The sequence below is a fragment of the Limosilactobacillus coleohominis genome (assembly GCF_016901675.1).
In the GTDB taxonomy this organism is placed as follows: Bacteria; Bacillota; Bacilli; order Lactobacillales; family Lactobacillaceae; genus Limosilactobacillus; species Limosilactobacillus intestinavium.
Window position 1 is genome coordinate 1 of sequence record NZ_JACJKU010000141.1, and the last position, 1,483, is coordinate 1,483.

At 40.5% G+C, this 1,483-nt stretch carries 2 protein-coding genes; both read right to left on the bottom strand.

The window, feature by feature from the left end; genetic code table 11:
• Positions 1–22 precede the first annotated feature (22 nt).
• Positions 23–310 (bottom strand): hypothetical protein, encoded by a 288-nt coding sequence (locus tag H5975_RS08045; RefSeq protein ID WP_204785605.1) that lies wholly within the window; start codon positions 308–310, stop codon positions 23–25.
• Positions 307–1,483 (bottom strand): VWA-like domain-containing protein (locus tag H5975_RS08050; RefSeq protein WP_204785606.1); only part of this gene is annotated, 1,177 nt, incomplete at its 5' end. The genes H5975_RS08050 and H5975_RS08045, both read right to left, overlap by 4 nt.

Consider the following 1,483-nt stretch of genomic DNA (forward strand, 5'->3'; position numbering starts at 1 on the left):
CTATTATACCGAAATAACTCTGTTATTCGAACGGCTTTAATAGTTCCTTTTTTGCGTTCGATGAAAACCAATGATCATGTTGCCCTACCAATTGGCTTACAGATCGATAGTCAGCTAAATTCACACGTCCGCTTATCAATCCTGTTGATTGTAATGACCGCGCAAGTGATACTACATCTGGTTCTATCATTTGGTGATACAACATATTAGGATCTTCATCCCAATTTAGCCATAACAATTTTTTGGCTTGCTGATATTCAAGGTCATTATCTAAAATCTTTTGGAGCTGATGTGGTGGTATTAATTTCATTCTTGCACCTTCAATCTACTAGTCACTCCTGGATTATCCTTAACAGATAATTTTCCATCAGGAGTGAGTAACCATAGTATCCGATAAAAGCCATGGGGATCAATTGCTTCCTCTCCCCACCCATCCGTAATGATCATTACTGGTGTAGACTTAACAATATTATGCCCTTTTAAATAATCGAAAATTGGCTGGTAGCTGGTTCCTCCACCACCATGCCTCTCCATTTTCAGATGATGTTGTGGATTGACAACTTGTGGCGGCGTCTGAATTTGAGCATCAAAATCACCAACTAACATTTGTACGCCAGCTTGATGGGCTAGCTGATTAATTAAGCTAATGATCTGGCTGACTGTTTTATTACTCATCGATCCTGATTGATCTATAAATACATAAAGCTGGTTGACAAAGCGGGTTATTTTCCCCGGTAATTCAAGTCTTTGTGGCTGGCGACGGTTAAACCGCGCCCGTGATGCTTGATAACCGTCTGAGACCGGTCCAATTAATTTCCAAAATGCCTTGCGAAATGGGAGTTCGTAATTGTTTTGGGATATTCCCAAACTTGCTTGAACCGATTGCGGTAATAGTCCACGCTGGTGTTCTGTTAATTTTTCTGTACTGTGCCGGACCACATTTGCCAATTTCCCAGTTCGAATCAAATCATTGCCAGAATTAAACCAACCTTGATGCAACTTTTCTGGACTAGTCAATTGTTCTTTTTTCACTTCTTGATTAAACCGTTGTCGTTGTTGGACATTCATTTGACGTAACTTTTGAAGATAATAGCTTGAATCTTGCTCTGCAGATAGCGGCTGCCGTAATATCTGCATTAATTTAGCCAGAGTCATCGTTCCACTTGGCGGTTCTGGCAGATACTGATTAACTGCCACATCACAAGCAACACTTACCAAATCCGAATCAGTAGTATCTGCATAACGAATGGGGTGCTTCCATAGAATGTGCAATGCTTGGTGATGACAGTCATTAACTAGTTCATCCATCGGTGTCACCATGATTTGTGGCGCACTACCGGTTAAAACCAACTGATTTTGTTGCCATTCGAGATCTAATAAAGTTTCACCCTCAGGCCGTATTTCCCGGGAAATATTGATTAATATTTCACCCGCCAACAGATCAATGACTAATAAATGTTTAACAGCATCCACTAGCCTTTGT